Source organism: Pseudomonas sp. BLCC-B112 (assembly GCF_028550695.1).
GTDB lineage: Bacteria > Pseudomonadota > Gammaproteobacteria > Pseudomonadales > Pseudomonadaceae > Aquipseudomonas > Aquipseudomonas danubii.
The window spans coordinates 529,581-547,822 of sequence record NZ_JAQQGK010000004.1 but is presented as its reverse complement, the minus strand read 5'-3'; the positions used below and the strand labels follow the sequence as shown (position 1 = coordinate 547,822).

Here is an 18,242-nt window from a genome sequence, read left to right as displayed (position 1 = left end):
AACGCTGTGAGCATAGTCACTGGAACATGCGCCGTGCGAGGTTTTTTCGACTTACATCCCCGGGTGAAAATCAAAAAAATAGCTAGGATTGTCTGGGCTGTAGCGCCGCTGGGCGCTGGCCGGGCGGAGCTGTCCGGGGAACGAGATGCAGGACAGGGGGACCCACCATGGAAGAGTTGCAGCCCACCGAACCAGGACAGCGTCCAAGCCTGTTGCTGGTGGATGACGAAGAATCGATCCTCAACAGCCTGCGGCGCCTGCTACGCAGCCAGCCCTATGAAGTGCTGCTGGCCGACAGCGGTGCTAGGGCCCTGGAAATCCTGGCCCAGCGTCCCGTTGACCTGGTGATGAGCGATGCGCGCATGCCCGACATGGACGGCGCCACCCTGCTGGCCCGGGTGCGCGAGGGCTACCCGGCCACCCGCAGGATTCTGCTCACCGGCTACGCCGACCTGAGCACCATCGTCAAGGCCGTCAACGAAGGGCAGATCCACCAGTACCTGAGCAAACCCTGGAACGACGAAGAGCTGCTGCTGATCCTGCGCCAGACCCTGGAATACCAGCACGCCGAGCGCGAGCTCAAGCGCCTGCAGCAACTGGTGCTGGAGCAGAACCGCCAGCTCAAGGTGAGCAACGCCGAACTGGAAAAGCGCGTGGCTTCCCGGACCGCCGAGCTGCAACAGACCGCCGACATGCTGGACCTGGCCTATGAAGAGCTCAAGCACAGCTATGTGACCGGCACTGAGGTGTTCTCGCTGCTGGCCAACCTGCGCCTGCCGGCGGACAAGCAGACCAACCGCAAGATCATCGAACTGGTGCGCGCCTGTTGTGCAAGCTATGGCCTGGACGAAACCGCCAGCCGTGACCTGACCATGGCCGCCGCCTTGTACAACATCGGCAAGCTGAGCTGGAGCGATGCCATGCTGGCCGCTCCGGCGGAGCTGTTGCGGCACGCCGATCAGGAGCGCTATCGGGCCTATCCCTCCCAGAGCGAGTCGCTGCTGATGACGCTGGAGCCGATGCAGGATGCGGCGCGGCTGATCCTCCATCATCAGGAACGCTGGGATGGCAGCGGCTTTCCCCAACATCTGCGGGGCGAGGCGATTCCCTGGGGCGCCCGGCTGCTGAAGCTGGTGGTGGACTTCATCGAGTTGCAGTGCGGGTTGATTCTGGAGCGGCGGATGAACAGCGACGAGGCTTTGCTGTTCATTCGCAAATACGCCGGCCGTCTGTATGACCCGAACATGGTGGAAGGCTTTGTTCGGGTCTGTGCTGCCTACCTCAATGACGTGACCGTCGATGATCCGACGGTCCGGGTGCTGGGCACCCGTGATCTGCAGGCGGGGATGGTCCTGCGGCGCAACCTCAATGCCGACAACGGCATGCTGCTGCTCAATGCCGGCAAGGTGATCAGCGAGCCGCTGGTCCAGAAGCTGATTGCCTTTGAGGCCATGGAAGGGGGGCACTACAGCATTTTTGTCAGCGTGCCTGAAGCCCCAGGGCCGTCTCTGGACATCGGGCACTGATCGCCGCTCTTGATCTGTGCCCGGTTGTTCCGTCATCTTTCGCACCGCGCGCCGCCCCAGGCCCTGGCGCAGCGTCCCGCTGGCGCCTCGGCCGACGCTCGCTCGGCGGTCGTCGCGCCTGGCCGGCTTTGCCGGGGCACGGCGCGGCGAATGTCATGTTCCTGCAACCCCGGCATGCCAAGAAAGTGAAGCTGTGTGCCTGCCGCAGTACCCCGATGGCGGGGCCAGGACAATCCGATTTCCCTAGGCTTTGTACGAAAAGCCTTGATACTCGGTGATGCTGCGTTGAAAACGGTCTCGGAATGCTCATTTACAACCCGTAAACTCCGCTTCCTCGACCGTTTTCGCCTTGCCTGACCTTCGTCTCAAATCTTTTCGTACAGAGCCTAAGAGAGGTAACGATGAGAAAGTTTTTTGCCCTGATGGCAGCCTTGGTGCTGACCCTGGGGATGGTGGGCATCAGCGACGCGCGTCAGCCCAAACAGCAGCGCGAGTCGGTGGCGGGAGCTTTTGACTACTACCTGCTGGCTTTGTCCTGGTCACCGACCTTTTGCCTGATGCATCCGGAGAACGAACAGTGCTCGGGCAAGGGCTATGGGTTTGTCCTCCACGGCCTGTGGCCGCAATACGCCAAGGGCGGCTGGCCCCAGTCCTGCCCACCCTTGACCCCGCTGACGCAGGAGGAGCGGGCCAAGGGCCTGACCCTGTTTCCCACCGCCAAACTGATGAACCACGAATGGACCAAGCACGGCACCTGCAGTGGCCTGGGGGGCATGGGTTACCTGGATGCGACGGACAAGGCCCTGGCGACGGTGCAGATACCGCAAGCGCTGCAGCCCTCGACCGCGGTGCGTTACTTTGAAGCCACGCAGATTGCCCAGCAGTTTCGCCAGAGCAACCCGGGGATCGCCGAAAACGGCATCGCCATTCTCTGCAGCGGCCCCGAGCTTTCCGAAGTCCGGGTCTGCCTGACCAAGGACCTGGACTTTGGCGCGTGCGGCAAAGGCGTGAAAAACCAGTGCCGCGCCGGCCAGATCCGTATCCCGCCGATCCGCTGAAGGCGTCCGCGCGCCGCCCCGATCGGCGCCGACGGGGCATCGAGACTGTCGTGCCCCCACTTCTGTAGGAGCCGGCTTGCCGGCGAAGAGGTCCTCGAACCTTGCACCGGGCTTGAGGACGCTTTCGCTGGCACGCCAGCTCCTACGGGCCACAGGCACGTCAATTCCGATGCTCCGTAGGACAAGCCCTTCAGGGCAAGTCGGCCAACAGGTTTTGCAGGTGTACGGCGGTGGCGGCGCTGCAATCCTGCATCGGTGCCCGCAGGTGTGGCTCGATCAGTCCCTGATGGGCCAGCAGGGCCTTCACCGGCGCCGGGTTGGGCTCGGCGAACAGCGCCTGAATCAGCGGCACCAGTTGCCGGAAGGTGGTCCGCGCCGCATCCAGATGCTGGTCCCGCACCTGGCGCTGCACCTGCACGAACAACTCCGGACGAATATGCGCCGCGGCCGCAATGGCGCCGCTGGCCCCCAGGCACAGGGCGCTGAACAGTTGCAGGTCTTCACCGCACAACACCTCTACCGCGCCACTGGCCAGCAGCGCCAGGGTCTTGTCCAGGTTGCCGCCACAGTCCTTGACCGCTGCAATCCGCGGATGACGCACGATGTTGAGCAGGGTGTCCTTATCCAGGTTGACCCCGGTGCGATAGGGAATGTCGTAGACGATCAGCGGCACGCTGGAAGCATCGGCGACGCTGTGGAAGAAGCTTTCCAGGGCCGCCTGGGAGGGGCGGATGTAATAGGGCGCAGGCACCAGCAGGGCCGCCACCGGGCGCTTGAGGATTTCCGTTTGCAGGCTCAGCAGCGATTTCAGGTTGTTGCCTGCCAGGCCCATGATGACTCGCCCGGCAGGGGCCTGTTCGAGCACGGCGTCGAGTACCGCCAGTTGTTCGTCCTTGTCCAGGGCCGCGGCTTCGCCGGTGGTGCCGCAGACCACCAGCCCGGCCACGCCGCTTTCCAGCAGATGGGCGCTCAGGCGCCGCAGGGCGGCAAAGTCGATGGCGCCATTGTGAAAGGGCGTGACGATGGGGACCCAGATTCCTTGAAACGATGACATGCGTGTTCTCCTGATGGTTGACCGTCGGGTCGTCGTCAGAAGAGTAGAAGGGCGTTAAGCAGGGGGCGGGTGTCCGTAGCGCTTGATGTCCTGTCAGCTCATCTGACGGGACACAGCGCCCCGGTCACATGAGCGACTGTTTCTTCGATTTAGAGTTGCAAGCCACCCAGGCTCCGGCCTTGGCCAGCAGGCCAATGGCGCGAGAATCGAGGGTAAGGGCTTGGGACATGGCTGGGGCAGACTCTGAAATCAGGCGCACAGTTTTAAAAGCCGGCGCGGGGTTTGTCAATCCTCGAACAGGGCTCGGTTGATTGGCTGCTGCCACGCCGGGTCAAGGCGGGTTCTGCGCGGGTCACAGGGTCTTGACGGCGCGGCCGATGAACTGCACGGGGCCGGTAGGCCTGCCAACCGCCGAGCCTTGGCGATCTTCCAGGGTCAGTTCGAACAATTGGTTGGTCTGCAGGGGCGGCAGGTGATCAAGCGGCACACGCAACGGCTGGCCGGGCTTGACCAGCCCAAGAGACACCGGGCCCTTCCAGTCGTCGGCCTTGGTCCAGAACTCCAGGGCCTTGTCCGCCGGAACCTCGATGCTGCCCAGTGGAATCAACTGCAGCTCCCGGGTGTCATTGGCTTGCACCACCCAGCCGGGTGATTTGTCCTGAGGGGCTACCAGCACCACCAGGTAACTGGGAGGGGCATCGGGGCGCAGCATCAGCAGGCTGGCCAACAGGACACTGGCGGCCAGGCCGGCAGCGGCCAATCCGCGCCACAGCGCCAGAGGGTTGAAGCGCCTGGCGCTACTTGCGGCCGAGACCGGGTCAGGTTCAGCCAGTTGCTCCAGGCTGCGTTCTATACGCCGCCAAAGCCAGGGCGACGGCGTGACGGGAGCGGCCAAAGCGGTGAGGGGATGCAGGCGCTGTTCCCAGCTTTGCACGGCGCTACGCAGGGCGGGGTCATGGGGCAGGCGCTGTTCGAGCAGGCGACGTTGTTCGGCGTCCAGGGTGCCCAGGACATATTCACTGGCCAGGGCCTGGAGCGTGGGATCGCTGTCGTCCCGTTGACCGATATTCATCCCAGGCACTCCCGTAAAGCACTGAGACTGCGCTTGATCCAGGCTTTGACCGTCCCCAGCGGGGTGGTCGTTCTGGCGGCAATCTCCATGTGTGAATAGCCGTCCAGATAGGCCAGCAGGAGACACTCGCGGCGCTGTGAGGGCAGTTGCCCCAGGCAATGCTGAAGACGTCCGGCATCCGCCAGCACGGTGACCGCCTCTGTGTTCATGGCCAGCCCGTCAAGGGTGTCCAGGTGGTCTGCATAAGGTTCTTCAATAGGCACCTCACGGCCATGGCGGCGCAGGAAATTCAGCGCCAGATGCCGGGTGATGCTGAACATCCAGCCGCGGGCACTGCCCCGTTCGGGGTCGAAACTGCTTGCGCCTTGCCAGATTCGGATAAAGGCGTCGTGCAGGATGTCTTCGGCCAGGGCCGTGTCGCGTACCAGGCGTTTGGCGACGCCGAGCAAGCGCGGCCCTTCCTCGTGATAAAGGGCTTCCAGAGCCTGGCGCTCACCTCGGGCACAAGCGGCGATGCAGCCTGCGTGGTCAAACAGGGGTTCGGGTAGAGACAAGGGCATTTACCTGCGACAGATGACAGCCACCGCCACCCAAGCGGTGCAGTGGCTGTCAGCAGCGTAGACCAGTTGCCAATGCCTGGCCTTGCATCTTGGGTGGCGAATCAGCGGGCCGCCCAGAAGATGTAGTCCGCCTGGTACTTCACTGTTTCACGGGTGCCCTTGTTAGCGGCGGTGCACGCGCTGCTGGGGGCCACGCCACCCTTGAGGGCCACTCGCTGAATGTAACTGACGCCGCTCATCAGCCCCTTGCCTTCGGCCGGATTGGCCTTGACCAGTTGATAGGGCAGGTTGCCGGCGCTGGACGGCGCCACGGCGACCTGGGTCCCGGTGATCTTCGAACCGTCCTTGGCCTGCCAGGTGGCTGGTGGGCCGAAGTAGTCACCCAGCACCTTGCCGCTGCGATCGCTGAGCACCGCCTTGGGGCCGACGAAGACCCATTCGGTCTCGCCCGGTGCATTGGCCTTGTCCCGGCACTCGTAGGTGATTTCACCGGTGCCCACGGTTTCCAGGGCAACTTTGTGGCCCTCCGGCACCTTGATGCTGTCGGGCAATGCGCTCTGCGCCTGGGCCACAGGCAGGGCGCCCAGGCAGGCGATGGTCAAGGTTGCGCTGAGGCAGAGAAGACGTTGTTTGGCGTGCATGGTGGCTCTCCATTGGGGATCGGTTCGGCAGTTTTCAGGACTGCTATGGGTACTACCCCTGAGCGACGTATCTGGATGCAGCGCCGAGAAAAAATATTCAGCGCAGCGGCATATCACCCGCTGCGGGTCATCCGGTGATCCTGGGCGTTGAGCCGGTAGAGCAGGCTCGGTGGCTGCCCGGGAAAGTCCTCCAGCTCGCCGTCCAGCGTCATCCCCAGGCGTTCCAGGGCCCGCCTGGACGGCAGGTTGTCGGGCCGCACCAGGCCGGTGACCCGGGGCGCCAGCAGTTCGCCGAAGGCCAGTTGCAGGGCCGCCTGGGCCATCTCGTTGGCGAAACCCTGGCCCCAGGCTTCGGGGGTGAAGCGAAAGTACAGGTTCAGCCCGGCCTCCTGCCCGAAGTGCGCCCGCATGAGTCCGCCAAAGCCGATGATCTGTTGCGGTGCGTCCAGCCGGGCGATTGCCCAGTAGCCAAAGCCGTACTGCTGCCAATGGGCAATCCAGCTGTGCAGCCGGTCGCTGGTGGCTTCGGCGCTGTCGGGGCCGCAGGGGTTGAAGCGGTGGGTCTGCGGGTCGCCGTGGATGGCGCAGGCCTGCGGTAGGTCGTCCAGGGTCGGTGGACGTAACAGCAGGCGTGTGGTGCGGGTGATGGACGACAACATGGACGAGGCTCTTTGCTTCAGATGAGATGGAGCGTCAGGTGGCAGGTGGTGGTCAGGCCTGTGCGGGTGGCCCCGGAGAAGGTAGGTGATCACCCCGGACTTTTCCATTGTCGTCAGGGCGCGCTGGTTGAAGCCGCGAGCAGGGCCCAGCCTGGGCAACGAACCGCTTGCTGCCGCTGCGGCGTCAGCCTGGCCAACGGTACAGGCTGGCGGGATAGCCCTGGGCGATGATCGGTGTCGGGGTTTGCCCCGGCAGCATGGCCTGCCAGAAATCCCGGGCGGGCAGGTTGGCGCTGAAGTGCATCACCTGCCAGGGCCCCTTGTAGTGCTCGAACAGTTGTTGCGTCACCTGCCGGCCGACGCCCAGGCGGCGCAGCCGTCGAGCGATGAACAGGTAGCCGAGGTTGTATCGCGCATCGCTGTCGCAGCGTTGCTGGTCGACGACGGCAAAGCCGGTCAGTTCCCCCGCCACCAGGATCAGCCAGGGATGGGTGGCCGGGTGGCGCCAGTAGTCGTCCAGGGCCTGGATGGCGTACAGCCCCTGGGCGGCGAATTTGAGTGGCAGCCACTGACTGAGCTCATAGAGATAGAACTGCATGAGGTTTTCCAGGCAGGGCCAGTCGTCGCGAGCGGCCGGGCGCAGTTCAAGATGGTCCATCAAGGGCGACTCCAGCCCCGATCGGTCCGAGGCGCAACGGGTGGTGGTGAAAAATGGGCGGTGGTTAAAGGGAATCTGCCACTGATCAATGCGCGCGTGAAGGTTTCGACGAGTTTGTTTTTCATAGGCGGAAGATGGAGTTTGCAGCGGCACTGGGTATTTTGGAAATAATGCTTCTCAATAATTAGAAAGTTAGCTTCCTATGTTTGGGGCGAATATTGATGTACATCACAAAAGTCTCTAATTCGGCGCGTTCAAGTGGGGTGGCGTGATGATTTTTTCGCACTCTGATCAATGCTCGAACCTAGACTTAAGTCGACTGGATCGATAGTGGCCATTTGCGATAATTGACTTGGGTCTGGGAAGTTCTGCGGGTAAGCAGAGGAAGTCTTCAGGTCATCGCAGGATGCGGAAGTTGTTTGATAGTGAATGGCAATTGAGTACTTTCCTGCGAGGCATTTCAGAATGAGAAACAATCTTCCTGTGACCCAGCGCGAGCTGGTGTTTCCCGCCGAACAGCGGCTGATTTCCGCCACCGATGTTCACGGCAAGATCACTTACTGCAATGACGAGTTTGTCGCGGTCAGTGGTTTCAGTCGGGAAGAGCTGATCGGCAGCCCGCACAATATCGTGCGCCATCCGGACATGCCCGAAGCGGTGTTCGCGCACATGTGGTCCTACCTCAAGGACGGCAAGAGCTGGATGGGCATCGTCAAGAACCGCAGCAACAACGGCGATCACTACTGGGTCAACGCCTATGTCACGCCCATTTTCAGCAAGGGCGTGATCGCCGGCTACGAGTCGGTGCGGGTCAAGCCCGAACGTGAACAGGTGGAGCGCGCCAGCGCCCTGTATCAACGCATGCGCAGCGACAACCTGGCCTTGCCCTGGAGCTACCGGGTGGCCAGCGTTTGCGGCTTTGCCTGGCCGCCGCTGCTGGCCCTGGCGGCCACGGCCGGGGCCTACTGGCTGGGTGGCCCCTGGGCTGCGCTGGGGGCGGCGGTTCCCGGTTATTTCGCGGTCCAGGGGTATGCCTTCTATCGCGCGCGGCAGATGTTGCAACGCATCAGTTCGGTGTCCCTGGGCAGCTTCGACAGCGAGCTGATCGCGCGCACCTACACCGACGAACACGGCCCGGTCGCACAGTTGCAGATGATCCTGATCAGCGAATCGGCGAAAATCCGCACCGCCCTCAGCCGGCTTGGCGACTACGCCAATCAGGCGGCGTCCCTGGCCTCTACCAGCCAGAGCCTGTCCAAGCAGGCGGAAACGGCCCTGGGCAAACAGCGCGATGAAGCGGACATGGCCGCCACAGCCATGAACCAGATGGCCTCGTCGATTTCCGAAGTCTCGGTGCATATCCACGACACCGCCTCGGCCGCCGATCAGGTCAACAACCTGACCCAGGTAGGTTCCCAGGAAGCCCAGAAAACCCGGGTGGTGATCGAGAAGCTGGCGGACACCGTGGATGCGGTCAGCCATTCTGTGGAAGGCCTGGCCGAGGAAACCCAGTCCATCCAGCAGGCGGCGAACATGATCCGGTCCATTGCGGAACAGACCAATCTGCTGGCCCTCAATGCGGCGATCGAGGCAGCCCGTGCCGGCGAGCAGGGCCGTGGTTTTGCGGTGGTGGCCGACGAGGTGCGGGCCCTGGCTTCCAAGACCCGGGAGTCCACGCAGAGCATCCAGCGCATCATCATCACCTTGCAGGAAGTAGCCAGCCAGGCAGTGGAGGTGGCCCGCCAGGGCAGCATCGAGGCGCGTTCCGGGGTGGCCCAGGTGATCAGTACCCAGGAAGCCCTGAATGGCATCAATTCGGCGGTGGAGCGCATTCACCAGATGAGCCAGCAAATGGCCGCCGCGTCTGAGCAGCAAGCCCATGTGGCCGAGGAAATATCCGAGCAGATCACCAATATTGCCCGGGTCTCGGACCAGAACGCCGACATCGCCGTGCACTCCTCCTCAGTAGGCGGTGATCTGGAAACTACCGCTCATGAACTTAATGCCTTGGTGACCCGTTTCAACAATTGATCGCCAACGGCAATCAGAAACTTTTGTTAATCGCCAATTGATCAAGTTGATCAGGGCAGGGGGTTCGTATGTCCAGAGTGATGGAAACGGTAAACAGCCGTACTCAGTTGGCAGGGCAGAGTCGTCTGGAACTATTATTATTTCGTTTTAATTAGTTGCAGTTGTATGGCATCAACCTGTTAAAAGTTAGGCTCTGTCCGAACAGTTTTGAGACGAAGGTCAGGGGCAGAGCGTCAATGCCCGACATTGATTACTTGATTGAAGTGAGAGCCATGCCAATGTCTGAGCTCAGTTATCAGCAAGCCTTGATGCTGTACCTCTCTGAACGTCCGGAGCTCGTTGCCCGGCTGGGGCTCGGGCGACCCTCGGGCCACTGCTGGCAGCCCGAGGACTTGAGCGATTGGCAGCTCCAGCAGGCCGGTCTCCTGTTTGACGAAGAAGCCCAGCTGCGTGGCATCGGCACCTGGGAGTTGGCCCTGTCGTTCGTTGCTCGAACGCCCCAGGAACTGAGCCAGATGACCCTCCACGCGCATCGGGAAATCGCCGAGATGGTGGACATGGAGTGGGAGCAGTACTGCGCGCTGAATCATTTGCAGCACTAGCAGAGCCTGAGGGCAATTTTCTTCAATACCGGCTGGGTGCCTTGGCCTAACTTGTCCCGCAGTTGTTCCGACCAAGACAAGAGAGGCAAGCAATGAGCGTAGTGTTTTCCATGGCGGCCTTTGCCCTGGCCGCGTCTATCACCCCGGGGCCGGTGAACATCGTGGCCCTGGGCAGTGGCGCACGGTTCGGCTTCAGGGCCAGTTTGCGCCACGTGGCCGGGGCCACCCTGGGGTTTGTCCTGTTGCTGGTGCTGATTGGCCTGGGGTTGCACGAACTGCTGCGCCAGTGGCCGCTGCTGACCCAGGGCATTCGCCTGTTCGGCGTGGCCTTCCTGTTGTACATGGCCTGGAAGCTGGCCCGGGACGATGGTCGCCTGGATGCCGACGCTGCAGCCCGGGCGCCGTCGGCCTGGTACGGCGCGCTGATGCAGTGGCTCAATCCCAAGGCCTGGCTGGCCTGCGTGGCCGGGATGGGCGCTTTTGCCGCCGACGGGGACGTGGGCCTGGTGTGGTTGTTCGCCGGGTTGTATTTGCTGATCTGCTACCTGTCGATTGCCTGCTGGGCCTATGCCGGCAGTTGCTTGCGGCATTACCTGAGCAACCCGGCGCAGATGCGTCTGTTCAACCGCTGCATGGCCGCGTTGCTGGCTGTCAGCGCTGCCTATCTGTGGGTCTAGCGTTGGCCGCGGTATTGACCGGGAGTGGCCGCCAGATGCTGTTTGAAGGCCCGCTGGAAATGCGCCTGATCGGCAAAGCCGGCCTCCAGTGCCACCTCGGCGATGGGCGCGCCGCTGCGCAGGCGAGCCTGGGCAAACTGCACCCGCTGGTTGACCAGGAAGGCGTGGGGCGGCATGCCGAATTGCTGCTTGAAGGCGCGGATCAGGTAGGACGGGGAAAGCTCGGCGACCCGGCAGATATCGTCCAGTCCCAGCGTTTCGGTGCAGTGCTGACGGATGTACTGCGCCGCTTGCAGCAGCTTTTCATTACTGACCCGTGGCGGCCGCTCGGCGGGGTTCAGGCGTTGCTGCAAGTCGCTGAAGAAGATCACCGCGCAGCTGTGCTTGTGCAGGGGCTCGGCGTCGGGGTCCACCAGGGTCCGGTACAACTGCTCAAATTCGGCGAAGAGCTGGGGGTCCTGGCTGTGGGTCGTGCTGAAGGGACGAAAGTCCAGCTCCGGGCTGAAGCCCAGTTCGTGCTGCAGGGCGGTGAGCCAGGGTGTATCGACGTACAGCATGCGATAGGACCAGGGCTGGTCGTCGATGGGGTTGCAGGCATGCACCACCCCGGGGTTCATCAGCACCACGGTGCCGGCGCTGACCCGCCAGCGGGATTGCCCGCTGAGGTAGGTGCTCTGGCCGGCGGTGATGCTGCCGATGGAGAACTGTTCATGGGCGTGGCGGCTGTAGCAGACCTTGCGGCCATCGGCGATGGCGCGGGCCTCGATGAACGGCAAGGCCGGATCGCGCCAGAACTGCGGCGCCTGGTCGGGGGGCAGGGCAGGTTTCATCCTGAAGGTTCCATCAGCGGGAGCTGACGCGAGTGTATTAGCTCTTGCCGTCAAAGGCCCGTTGCAGTTGGTCGATATCGATTTTTTTCATCCCCAGCAGGGCCTGCATCACCCGTTGCGAGCGGCTTGGGTCGGTGGCGCACATCATCTGCGCCTTGTAGTCGAACCACAGGCAGGGGGTGATGGTTTGAATGCGCTGCATGGTGTCGGTCCTCTGCGGGTTGATCACGCTGGAACGTAGTCAACCCGGCACAGGGGCGGTGCACCGCAGATCGGCTGCCGGGCGCGGCCTCAGAAGTCCCAGCGGGTGGTCAGTTGCAGGCTGCGGGGTTCACCGTAGAAACCGGTGCCGAAGTTGCCCAGGCCCGTGTAGTACTGCTTGTCGAACAGGTTCTTCACATTCAGGGTCGAGCTCAGGTGCGAGTTGAACTGGTAGCGGGCCATGGCATCCACCAGGTAGTAGCTGTCCTGGGTGATGCGTGAATCGTGTCCGCCATTGACCGGATCGTTGGGATCGGGCTGGAACACCTTGCCGAAGAAATCGCTCTGCCAGTTGACCCCGCCCCCTAGCGTCAGGCGTTCCCAGGCCCCGGACAGGCGATACGTGGTGAACAGCCGGGCCACCTGTTGTGGCGCGGTGGTTTGCAGGACCGAGCCGTAGACATAGTCGTTGTTGGCGTCGCGGGTGTGGTTGTAGCTGTAGCCGGCGGACAGGTTCCAGCCTTCGCGCAGCTCGCCGGCCACCTCGACCTCGAAGCCTTTGGTGGTGGAACCCTCGATCGGCTTGTAGATGCCCTCGGTGCTCCAGCCGCTGACCAGTTGCGCGACGTTGTCCTGCTCGATGCGGAACACCGCGAAGCTGGCATTGACCCGGCCGTCCAGGTACTCGGCCTTGATCCCCGCCTCGTAGCTGTCGCCTTCCACCGGGTCGAGCAGTTTGCCGCTGACGTCCTTGCTCATCTGCGGCTGGTAGATGTTGGTGTAGCTGGTGTAGACCGAGTAGGTGTCATTCAGGTCATAGATCAGCCCGGCATAGGGGGTGACCACACCGGTCTGCTGATAGCGCAGGCGTACGTCGGCCCTGGTTGGATCGATGTAGTGGGTGTTGTCGATGCCCTTGAAGTCGCTGACCCGGGTGCCGAGGATCACCGCCAGCTCGTCGGTGGGCTTGAGCCGGGTGGCCAGGTAGGCGCCGGTCTGGCGCTGGAGGATGTCGTTGTCGCCGATCTTCGGGATGTCCGGCTTGGCGAACTCGCCGCGCCACTGGTAAATGCTGCCGCCCACCGGCGGGTACACCGAGCCGTGGACCGGGATGTCCTGTTTGGCGTTCATCAGCATGAAACCGGCGATCAGCTCGTGCTCGCGGCCGAACAGGCTGAAGGGCCCATGCAGGTTGATGTCCAGGTTGTCCTGAATCTGCTCGCCCTTGAACTTGCCCATGTACATGAACATGCCGTCACCGGTGGTCGGGTTCGGATTGCCGCCGCTGGCGGAGCCCAACAGGGTGTCGTGCTGGCGGCGCAGGCGGTCGTAGCTGACCTTCAGGGTCCAGTCATGGGCCAGTTGCTGTTCCAGGGAAGTGAACAGGGTCTGGTTGTTGAAGTCGCGGCGGCTCCAGTCGGTGGCCGGGTTGAACGAGCGCGAGAAGCGGGTGCGCGAGCCGTCGCTGAAGTGCATCGGGAAGCCGGTCCAGGTGGCGCCCCGGGAGCGGGTGTTCTGCTGGTCCAGGCCCACCGTCAGCAAGGTGTCCGGGGTCAGGTCGGCTTCGAGAATGCCGTAGGCGATGTCCTTGGTGTTCTGGTAGTGATCCAGGTACGAGCTGCGGTCCTGATAGACCCCGACAAAGCGCCCGCGCAGGTTGCCGCTTTCGGTCAGCGGGCCTGAGATATCGCCTTCACTGCGGTAGTTGTCCCAGGAGCCGACGGTGCCGGTGACCGAAGCCTTGAACTCACGGGTCGGGCGTTTGCGGATCAGGTTGACGGTGGCCGACGGGTCGCCGGAGCCGGTCATCAGGCCGGTGGCGCCCTTGATGATCTCCACCCGGTCGAAGGTCGCCATGTCGGTGCTGGTGGTGCCGTAGTCGTAGACCCCGTCGTAGGTGGTGTTGACGCCGTCGTACTGGAAGTTGGTGATGGGCATGCCGCGGCTGGAGAACTCCCAGCGCTCGCTGTCGTAGTTCTGCACGCTGACCCCGGGGGCCCGGCGCAGGGTGTCGGCAATGCTGCTGGTGCCCTGGTCGTCCATCTGCTGGCGGGTGATCACGGTCACCGATTGCGGGGTTTCCCGCAGCGACAGGTTGAGGCCGGTGGCCGAGGCGCTGGCGCCGGTGGTGTAGAGGTGGCTGTCCTCGGTGACGGCGCCCAGGCCCTGGGCCGAGACCTGGGTGGTGCCCAGTTGCAGCGGGCCGCTGTGGGCCGGGAGAGCTTGCAGCACATAGCCGCCGCTGACGGCCTGGGCTTGCAGGCCGCTGCCTTGCAGCAACTGTTGCAGGGCTTGCTCGACGCTGTAGCGGCCCCGCAGACCGGGACTCTGCTTGCCGGCGGCGAGGTCATTGTGGCCGGCGACAAAGACTGTGCTCTGTTCGGCGAAGCGATTGAGCACGTTGACCAGCGGGCCGGGGCCGATGTTGTAGGTCTGGCGCTGGCTGTCCGCTTGTTGGCTGGTGGGGTTTTCGGCGGCCTGGGCCCAGGGCGCGGGCAGGCACAGAAGGGCGCTGCACAGGGTCAGGGGACGCAGGGGCAGGCGCAGGCGGGGACGGCTGGGGGTTGGCATGAGGTTCCCTTGTGGATCGGTAATGTGAGAGCTGTTACCGGGTTAACCGAACCAGAAAGACAAAAGGGAACCGCAACCTGAAAAAAAATTCACCGCGTGTTCAGGCCCTGGGTTCAAGGGTCACCCACCAGGAGGCCAGACGCTTGACGCGCACCGGCAGGGCAGCCTCCAGCAGCGCCAGGGCCTGGTCGGAGTCGTGCAGGGGAAAGGCCCCCATCACCGGCAGGCGGCCAATGGCCGGGTCACAGCCCAGGTGTCCCGGACGATAGCGTCCCAACTCATCGAGCAAGTGCTCCAGCGGCAGGTTGTCGGCCAGCAACAGGCCGCGGCTCCAGGCCTCGCGGGCCGCACTGGCGCCCAGCAGCGGGCCCAGTGCGCGGGCGTCGAAGGCCAGTTGCTGGCCGGCGTTGACCACCTGCACCTGGCCCCCTTCGGCGTTGCGTACTTGCACGGCCCCGGCGTAGACATTGAGCAGGGTGCGTTGCCCGTCCCGGCGCACGCTGAAGCGAGTGCCCAGGGCCTGCAGCCGTCCATGTTCGGTGTCCACCAGGAAGGGGCGCTGCGGGTCCTTGGCGGTGTCGATGAGGATTTCTCCCTGGTGCAGCAGCAACAGCCGCTCCAGGGCGCTGTAGCGCACATCCAGCGCACTCAGGGCATTGAGCCAGAGGTGAGTGCCATCGCTGAGGCGGGCATCGCGCACTTCCCCGGTGCCGGTGGCGAAGTCCGCCCGCCAACGGCCCAGTGCCTGGGGCAGCGCTGTACCGCGCCAGGTGCCCCAGCCCAGGCCGATCAACAACAGGCCGCCGAGCACCTGGCGCCGTGCCAGCGCCGGGCGCCGGTCACCGCGCAAGGCCTGGCCGGCGGCTTGCTGGGCCGCGGCGTCCTGCAACGGCAGCAGGCGCTGGCTGACCCGCTGCACATAACCCCAGGCCTGGCGGTGTTCCGGGGTCTGCTCGAACCAGGCCTGCCAGTGACGACGCTGCTCGTCGCTGACGGCTTCGTCCTGGAGTTGCACGTACCAATGGGCGGCCTGTTGCAGGCTGGCGTGGCTCAACCTGTTGCCGGTGTGTTCGCTCATGGCGTTCTACTCCACCAGCAGGCCATCGAGTTCGGCCTCCAGCAGTGCGCAATGCACCAGGGCCTGGGCCAGGTATTTCTTCACCATGCGCTCGCAGACACCCAGCTCGATGGCAATCTCTCTGTAGGGACGCCCGTGCAGTTGCGCCAGGATAAAGGCCTCGCGTACCCGCTGGGGCAGGCGGCCGAGCATGGCGTCCACTTCGTGCAGGGTCTCGACGATGATCGCCCGTTGCTCCGGGGACGGTTGCACCGCCTGGGGCCGCGCCGCCAGGGCCTGGAGCCACGCCTGTTCCAGTTGCCGGCGGCGCCAGTGATCGATGCACAGGCCTCGGGCAATGGTGGCCAGATAGGAACGTTGCTGGACCTCGCCATCGAGCTGGGGTGGACGCTTGAGCACACGGACGAAGATCTCGTGGGCCAGGTCAGCGGCATCCCAGGCATGGTTCAGGCGCCGCCGCAGCAACTCGTAGAGCCAGCGGTGATGGGCGTCGTAGAGGTGGTGGACCACAGCGGGGCTGGCGGGTGGCGTCGAGGGCAAGGGCGTGGTCCGGTGACAGGCTGGGCTGTAAATGGGAATTGATCGCGATTAAAGCAAAAGCCCGAATGCCCTGCAAATGATATCGATTCGCCGTTGTGCGGCTGCCGATCAGGCCCGAACCTTGGAAAAAGACATCAAGTCTGGCGCCCGGGAGGCGATAAAACACTCAGGCCCCCTGTATTCAATGCTTGCTGGCAGGGGTTTCTTCAGTGGTATCGTCGCTTGCATCCGATTGTCACGGCTGGGCTGTGCAACCCGCTTGCCAGGCTGTGACGGGGCCGTCTGCGGGGGGCGGGCATGCAGTGGCAGAGGGGAGAGGTTGATGCGGCAACCGAGGTTCAAGCTGTTTTTCACCCACCGCCTGGCGCTCCTGGCGGGCGCCGAGTCCTTGCGTTCGATACGTGAGGGGCTGCTCTGGCTGTTGCCCTGTCTGCTGGTTTCGGCGGTATTCCTGATACTGGCCCAATGCGCCCAGGCCCTGGGGGCTCCCAGTACCCTGGTGGACTTGCTGGCCGGGCTGCACAAGCGCATCAGTTCGATCATCCCCTTACTGGTGGCGGCGTCCATCGGCTACATGCTGGCGATCCAGTACCGCTTGCCCCAACTGCCGGTGGCCTTTCTCTGTCTGTCCCATGTGGTGATCGCCATCTACCTGCTGCGGGACTATCCGCTGGCGTCGGCGACGTTCGTGCTGTTCATTGCCATTGCCTCGCCTCTGGTCAATGTCCCGGTCATGGCCTGGCTGCATCGCCGACGCTGGACACGGCTGGTGGACGAGGGGCTGGTGGGGCACAACCTCAAGGGCACCATCAATATGGTGCTGCCTGGGGTGCTGACGTCCCTGGCGCTGGTGGCGGTGCTGCAGTCGCTGTTGCAGGTCCACGACTTTGCCTACGTGCAAGGCCCGATCGACATCGACAGCCTGGACTATCCCTACTTCAACGCGATCCTTTTGACCACGACCAACTCCCTGCTGTGGTTCTTCGGCATTCACGGCACCTACGCCATGCAGCCGTTGATGGAGGTGATGGATCAGGCGGTGGCCCTCAATGCCGCCGATCACGCTGCCGGGCAGCCCCTGCGCTATGCCCTCAACAGTGGCTTGCTGGGCTGTTTCGCCTTTATTGGCGGCTCCGGCGGCTCCCTGGCCCTGGTGCTGGCGATCCTCGGTTTTTCCAAGAGCCGTTCCATGCGCCTGCTGGCGCTGGCGAGCCTGGCGCTGTCGCTGTTCAACGTCAACGAACTGCTGCTGTTCGGCCTGCCGATCATTCTCAACCCGCGCTTGCTGGTGCCGTTCATGCTGGTGCCCATGGTCAATGCCTGCCTGGCACTGCTGGTGGTGCAGCAGGGCTGGGTGAGCCCGGCGCTGGTCAGTGTGCCCTTTACCTCACCGGTGCTGCTCAATGCCTACCTGAGTACCCAGGGCGATTGGGGCGCGGTGCTCCTGCAACTGGTGCTGCTGGGCGTCGGTACGTTGATCTACACGCCTTATGTGCGCAGCATCCAGCGCCAGGGCGAAGGCAGCGAGCAGGTGTACCTGAAGGCCTTCGACGCCACCTTCCATGGCCTTGAGGAGCGCGGCCGGCTGTTGGAGCTGGACCCGATGGTGGCGGCCTACAAACAGGCAGCCCAGCAGTCCTTGCAGCTGGCGCGGATCCAGCAGTTGAGCGGCTACGACTTCCACCTGGAGTATCAGCCCCAGGTGGCCAAGGGCAGTGGTCTGTGTACGGGGTGCGAGGCGCTGATCCGTGCCCGGGATGCCCAGGGGCAGGTCAAGTCGCCCTGGGAGCTGCTGCAATGGCTGGGGCAGGCCGGGCTGATGCCCGAGGTGGATTTCTGGGTGGCGTCCCAGGCGGTGCGCCAGCACCTGGCCTGGAGCAAGATCGGGTTCGAGTTGCCCATCACCATCAATATCTCCAGCGCCACCCTGGCCTCGGCGGAGCATGGCCGGCGCCTGCTGGAGATTCTGGCCCGGGCCCATGGCCAGGTGTCGGTGGAGATCACCGAGGACGCCCTGGTGGGGGATGCGCTGCTGACCCAGCAATGGATCGGCAAATTGCATGCCCTGGGCGCGCGGGTCTATATCGACGACTTCGGCACCGGCTTCTCGGCCTTGAGCTACCTGCATCAGTTTCCGGTGGACGGGATCAAGATCGACCGCAGCTTCGTCCTGGCCCAGCGCGAGCCCAAGGGTGCCCAGGTGCTCAACGGTCTGCTGCGTTTTTGCGAAACCCTCAAGCTCCAGGTGGTGGTCGAAGGGGTGGAGACCGGTGAGCAGCTGGATTTCTTGCAGTCCAGTTCGGAGTTGATCATCCAGGGCTGGTACTTCAGCAAGTCCTTGCCCGGGGAGCAGATTCCCGGTTTTGTCAGCCAGCGGGCGCGCAGTGCCCTGGCGGCCAGCGAAGACTGAGCGGCGGCGTCAAGGGGGCGACCTGAAGGCCGGGCGATCCGGGCGTGGCAACGCTTGACCCTGCCACTGGGGAG

Annotated in this window: 17 protein-coding genes and 1 pseudogene; 7 read left to right on the top strand and 11 right to left on the bottom strand. The window is 63.7% G+C overall.

Annotated elements, in window-relative coordinates; all coding sequences use genetic code 11:
• Positions 1-167 precede the first annotated feature (167 nt).
• On the top strand, positions 168-1,526 hold the full coding sequence (locus PQT43_RS13700; RefSeq protein ID WP_102879650.1) for an HD domain-containing phosphohydrolase: 1,359 nt from the start codon (positions 168-170) through the stop codon (positions 1,524-1,526).
• A 401-nt stretch (positions 1,527-1,927) separates the two neighbouring features.
• On the top strand, positions 1,928-2,584 hold the full coding sequence (locus PQT43_RS13695) for a ribonuclease T2 family protein (RefSeq protein ID WP_123391078.1): 657 nt from the start codon (positions 1,928-1,930) through the stop codon (positions 2,582-2,584).
• 190 nt (positions 2,585-2,774) lie between these two features.
• Here the strand turns inward: PQT43_RS13695 and dapA are convergent, their stop codons facing one another.
• From dapA to PQT43_RS13665, 6 genes are all read right to left on the bottom strand, one after another.
• Positions 2,775-3,638, bottom strand: a complete 864-nt coding sequence (dapA, locus tag PQT43_RS13690) for a 4-hydroxy-tetrahydrodipicolinate synthase (protein ID WP_272754121.1) — start codon at positions 3,636-3,638, stop codon at positions 2,775-2,777.
• A 352-nt stretch (positions 3,639-3,990) separates the two neighbouring features.
• The gene (locus tag PQT43_RS13685) at positions 3,991-4,710 is read right to left on the bottom strand and encodes an anti-sigma factor (RefSeq protein ID WP_102879647.1); all 720 of its coding nucleotides are present in this window, start codon (positions 4,708-4,710) and stop codon (positions 3,991-3,993) included.
• Complete coding sequence (locus tag PQT43_RS13680; protein WP_110595551.1) at positions 4,707-5,270, bottom strand: sigma-70 family RNA polymerase sigma factor; 564 nt, start codon at positions 5,268-5,270, stop codon at positions 4,707-4,709. Before PQT43_RS13680 ends, PQT43_RS13685 begins: the two co-directional genes overlap by 4 nt.
• 101 nt (positions 5,271-5,371) lie before the next feature.
• Entirely contained in the window at positions 5,372-5,911 is a 540-nt protein-coding gene (locus tag PQT43_RS13675; RefSeq protein ID WP_102864566.1) for a DUF3455 domain-containing protein, read from the bottom strand.
• A 113-nt stretch (positions 5,912-6,024) separates the two neighbouring features.
• Positions 6,025-6,570, bottom strand: coding sequence for a GNAT family N-acetyltransferase (locus tag PQT43_RS13670; RefSeq protein WP_110595552.1), 546 nt, complete (start codon positions 6,568-6,570; stop codon positions 6,025-6,027).
• Between the two features lie 184 nt (positions 6,571-6,754).
• Positions 6,755-7,228, bottom strand: a complete 474-nt coding sequence (locus tag PQT43_RS13665) for a GNAT family N-acetyltransferase (RefSeq protein WP_102864568.1) — start codon at positions 7,226-7,228, stop codon at positions 6,755-6,757.
• A gap of 429 nt (positions 7,229-7,657) precedes the next feature.
• On the opposite strand from PQT43_RS13665, the pseudogene PQT43_RS31420 reads away from it, so the two are divergent.
• The 4 genes and pseudogenes from PQT43_RS31420 to PQT43_RS13650 form a co-directional block, all read left to right on the top strand.
• Positions 7,658-8,008: pseudogene (locus PQT43_RS31420) on the top strand (PAS domain-containing protein); the annotation flags it as partial.
• Positions 8,009-8,089: 81 nt separating this feature from the next.
• On the top strand, positions 8,090-9,259 hold the full coding sequence (locus PQT43_RS13660) for a methyl-accepting chemotaxis protein (RefSeq protein WP_410897061.1): 1,170 nt from the start codon (positions 8,090-8,092) through the stop codon (positions 9,257-9,259).
• A gap of 278 nt (positions 9,260-9,537) precedes the next feature.
• Positions 9,538-9,861: a DUF6388 family protein gene (locus tag PQT43_RS13655; protein WP_253084881.1), complete on the top strand. Its 324-nt coding sequence runs from the start codon at positions 9,538-9,540 to the stop codon at positions 9,859-9,861.
• Positions 9,862-9,953: 92 nt separating this feature from the next.
• A complete protein-coding gene (locus tag PQT43_RS13650; protein ID WP_102879640.1) occupies positions 9,954-10,538 on the top strand; it encodes a LysE family translocator in 585 nt (194 codons plus the stop codon).
• Here the strand turns inward: PQT43_RS13650 and PQT43_RS13645 are convergent.
• From PQT43_RS13645 to PQT43_RS13625, 5 genes are all read right to left on the bottom strand, one after another.
• On the bottom strand, positions 10,535-11,368 hold the full coding sequence (locus PQT43_RS13645; protein ID WP_123391068.1) for an AraC family transcriptional regulator: 834 nt from the start codon (positions 11,366-11,368) through the stop codon (positions 10,535-10,537). The two genes, PQT43_RS13650 and PQT43_RS13645, sit on opposite strands and share 4 nt — an antisense overlap.
• Before the next feature lie 37 nt (positions 11,369-11,405).
• Complete coding sequence (locus PQT43_RS13640; RefSeq protein ID WP_249735878.1) at positions 11,406-11,570, bottom strand: hypothetical protein; 165 nt, start codon at positions 11,568-11,570, stop codon at positions 11,406-11,408.
• An 89-nt stretch (positions 11,571-11,659) separates the two neighbouring features.
• On the bottom strand, positions 11,660-14,140 hold the full coding sequence (locus tag PQT43_RS13635) for a TonB-dependent siderophore receptor (protein ID WP_272754119.1): 2,481 nt from the start codon (positions 14,138-14,140) through the stop codon (positions 11,660-11,662).
• Between the two features lie 100 nt (positions 14,141-14,240).
• Positions 14,241-15,218 (bottom strand): FecR domain-containing protein, encoded by a 978-nt coding sequence (locus PQT43_RS13630; protein WP_123391065.1) that lies wholly within the window; start codon positions 15,216-15,218, stop codon positions 14,241-14,243.
• Between the two features lie 6 nt (positions 15,219-15,224).
• Positions 15,225-15,758 (bottom strand): sigma-70 family RNA polymerase sigma factor, encoded by a 534-nt coding sequence (locus tag PQT43_RS13625; RefSeq protein ID WP_102879636.1) that lies wholly within the window; start codon positions 15,756-15,758, stop codon positions 15,225-15,227.
• Positions 15,759-16,080: 322 nt separating this feature from the next.
• Between PQT43_RS13625 and PQT43_RS13620 the strand changes: the two genes are divergently transcribed.
• A complete protein-coding gene (locus tag PQT43_RS13620) occupies positions 16,081-18,168 on the top strand; it encodes an EAL domain-containing protein (RefSeq protein WP_110595559.1) in 2,088 nt (695 codons plus the stop codon).
• Positions 18,169-18,242 lie beyond the last annotated feature (74 nt).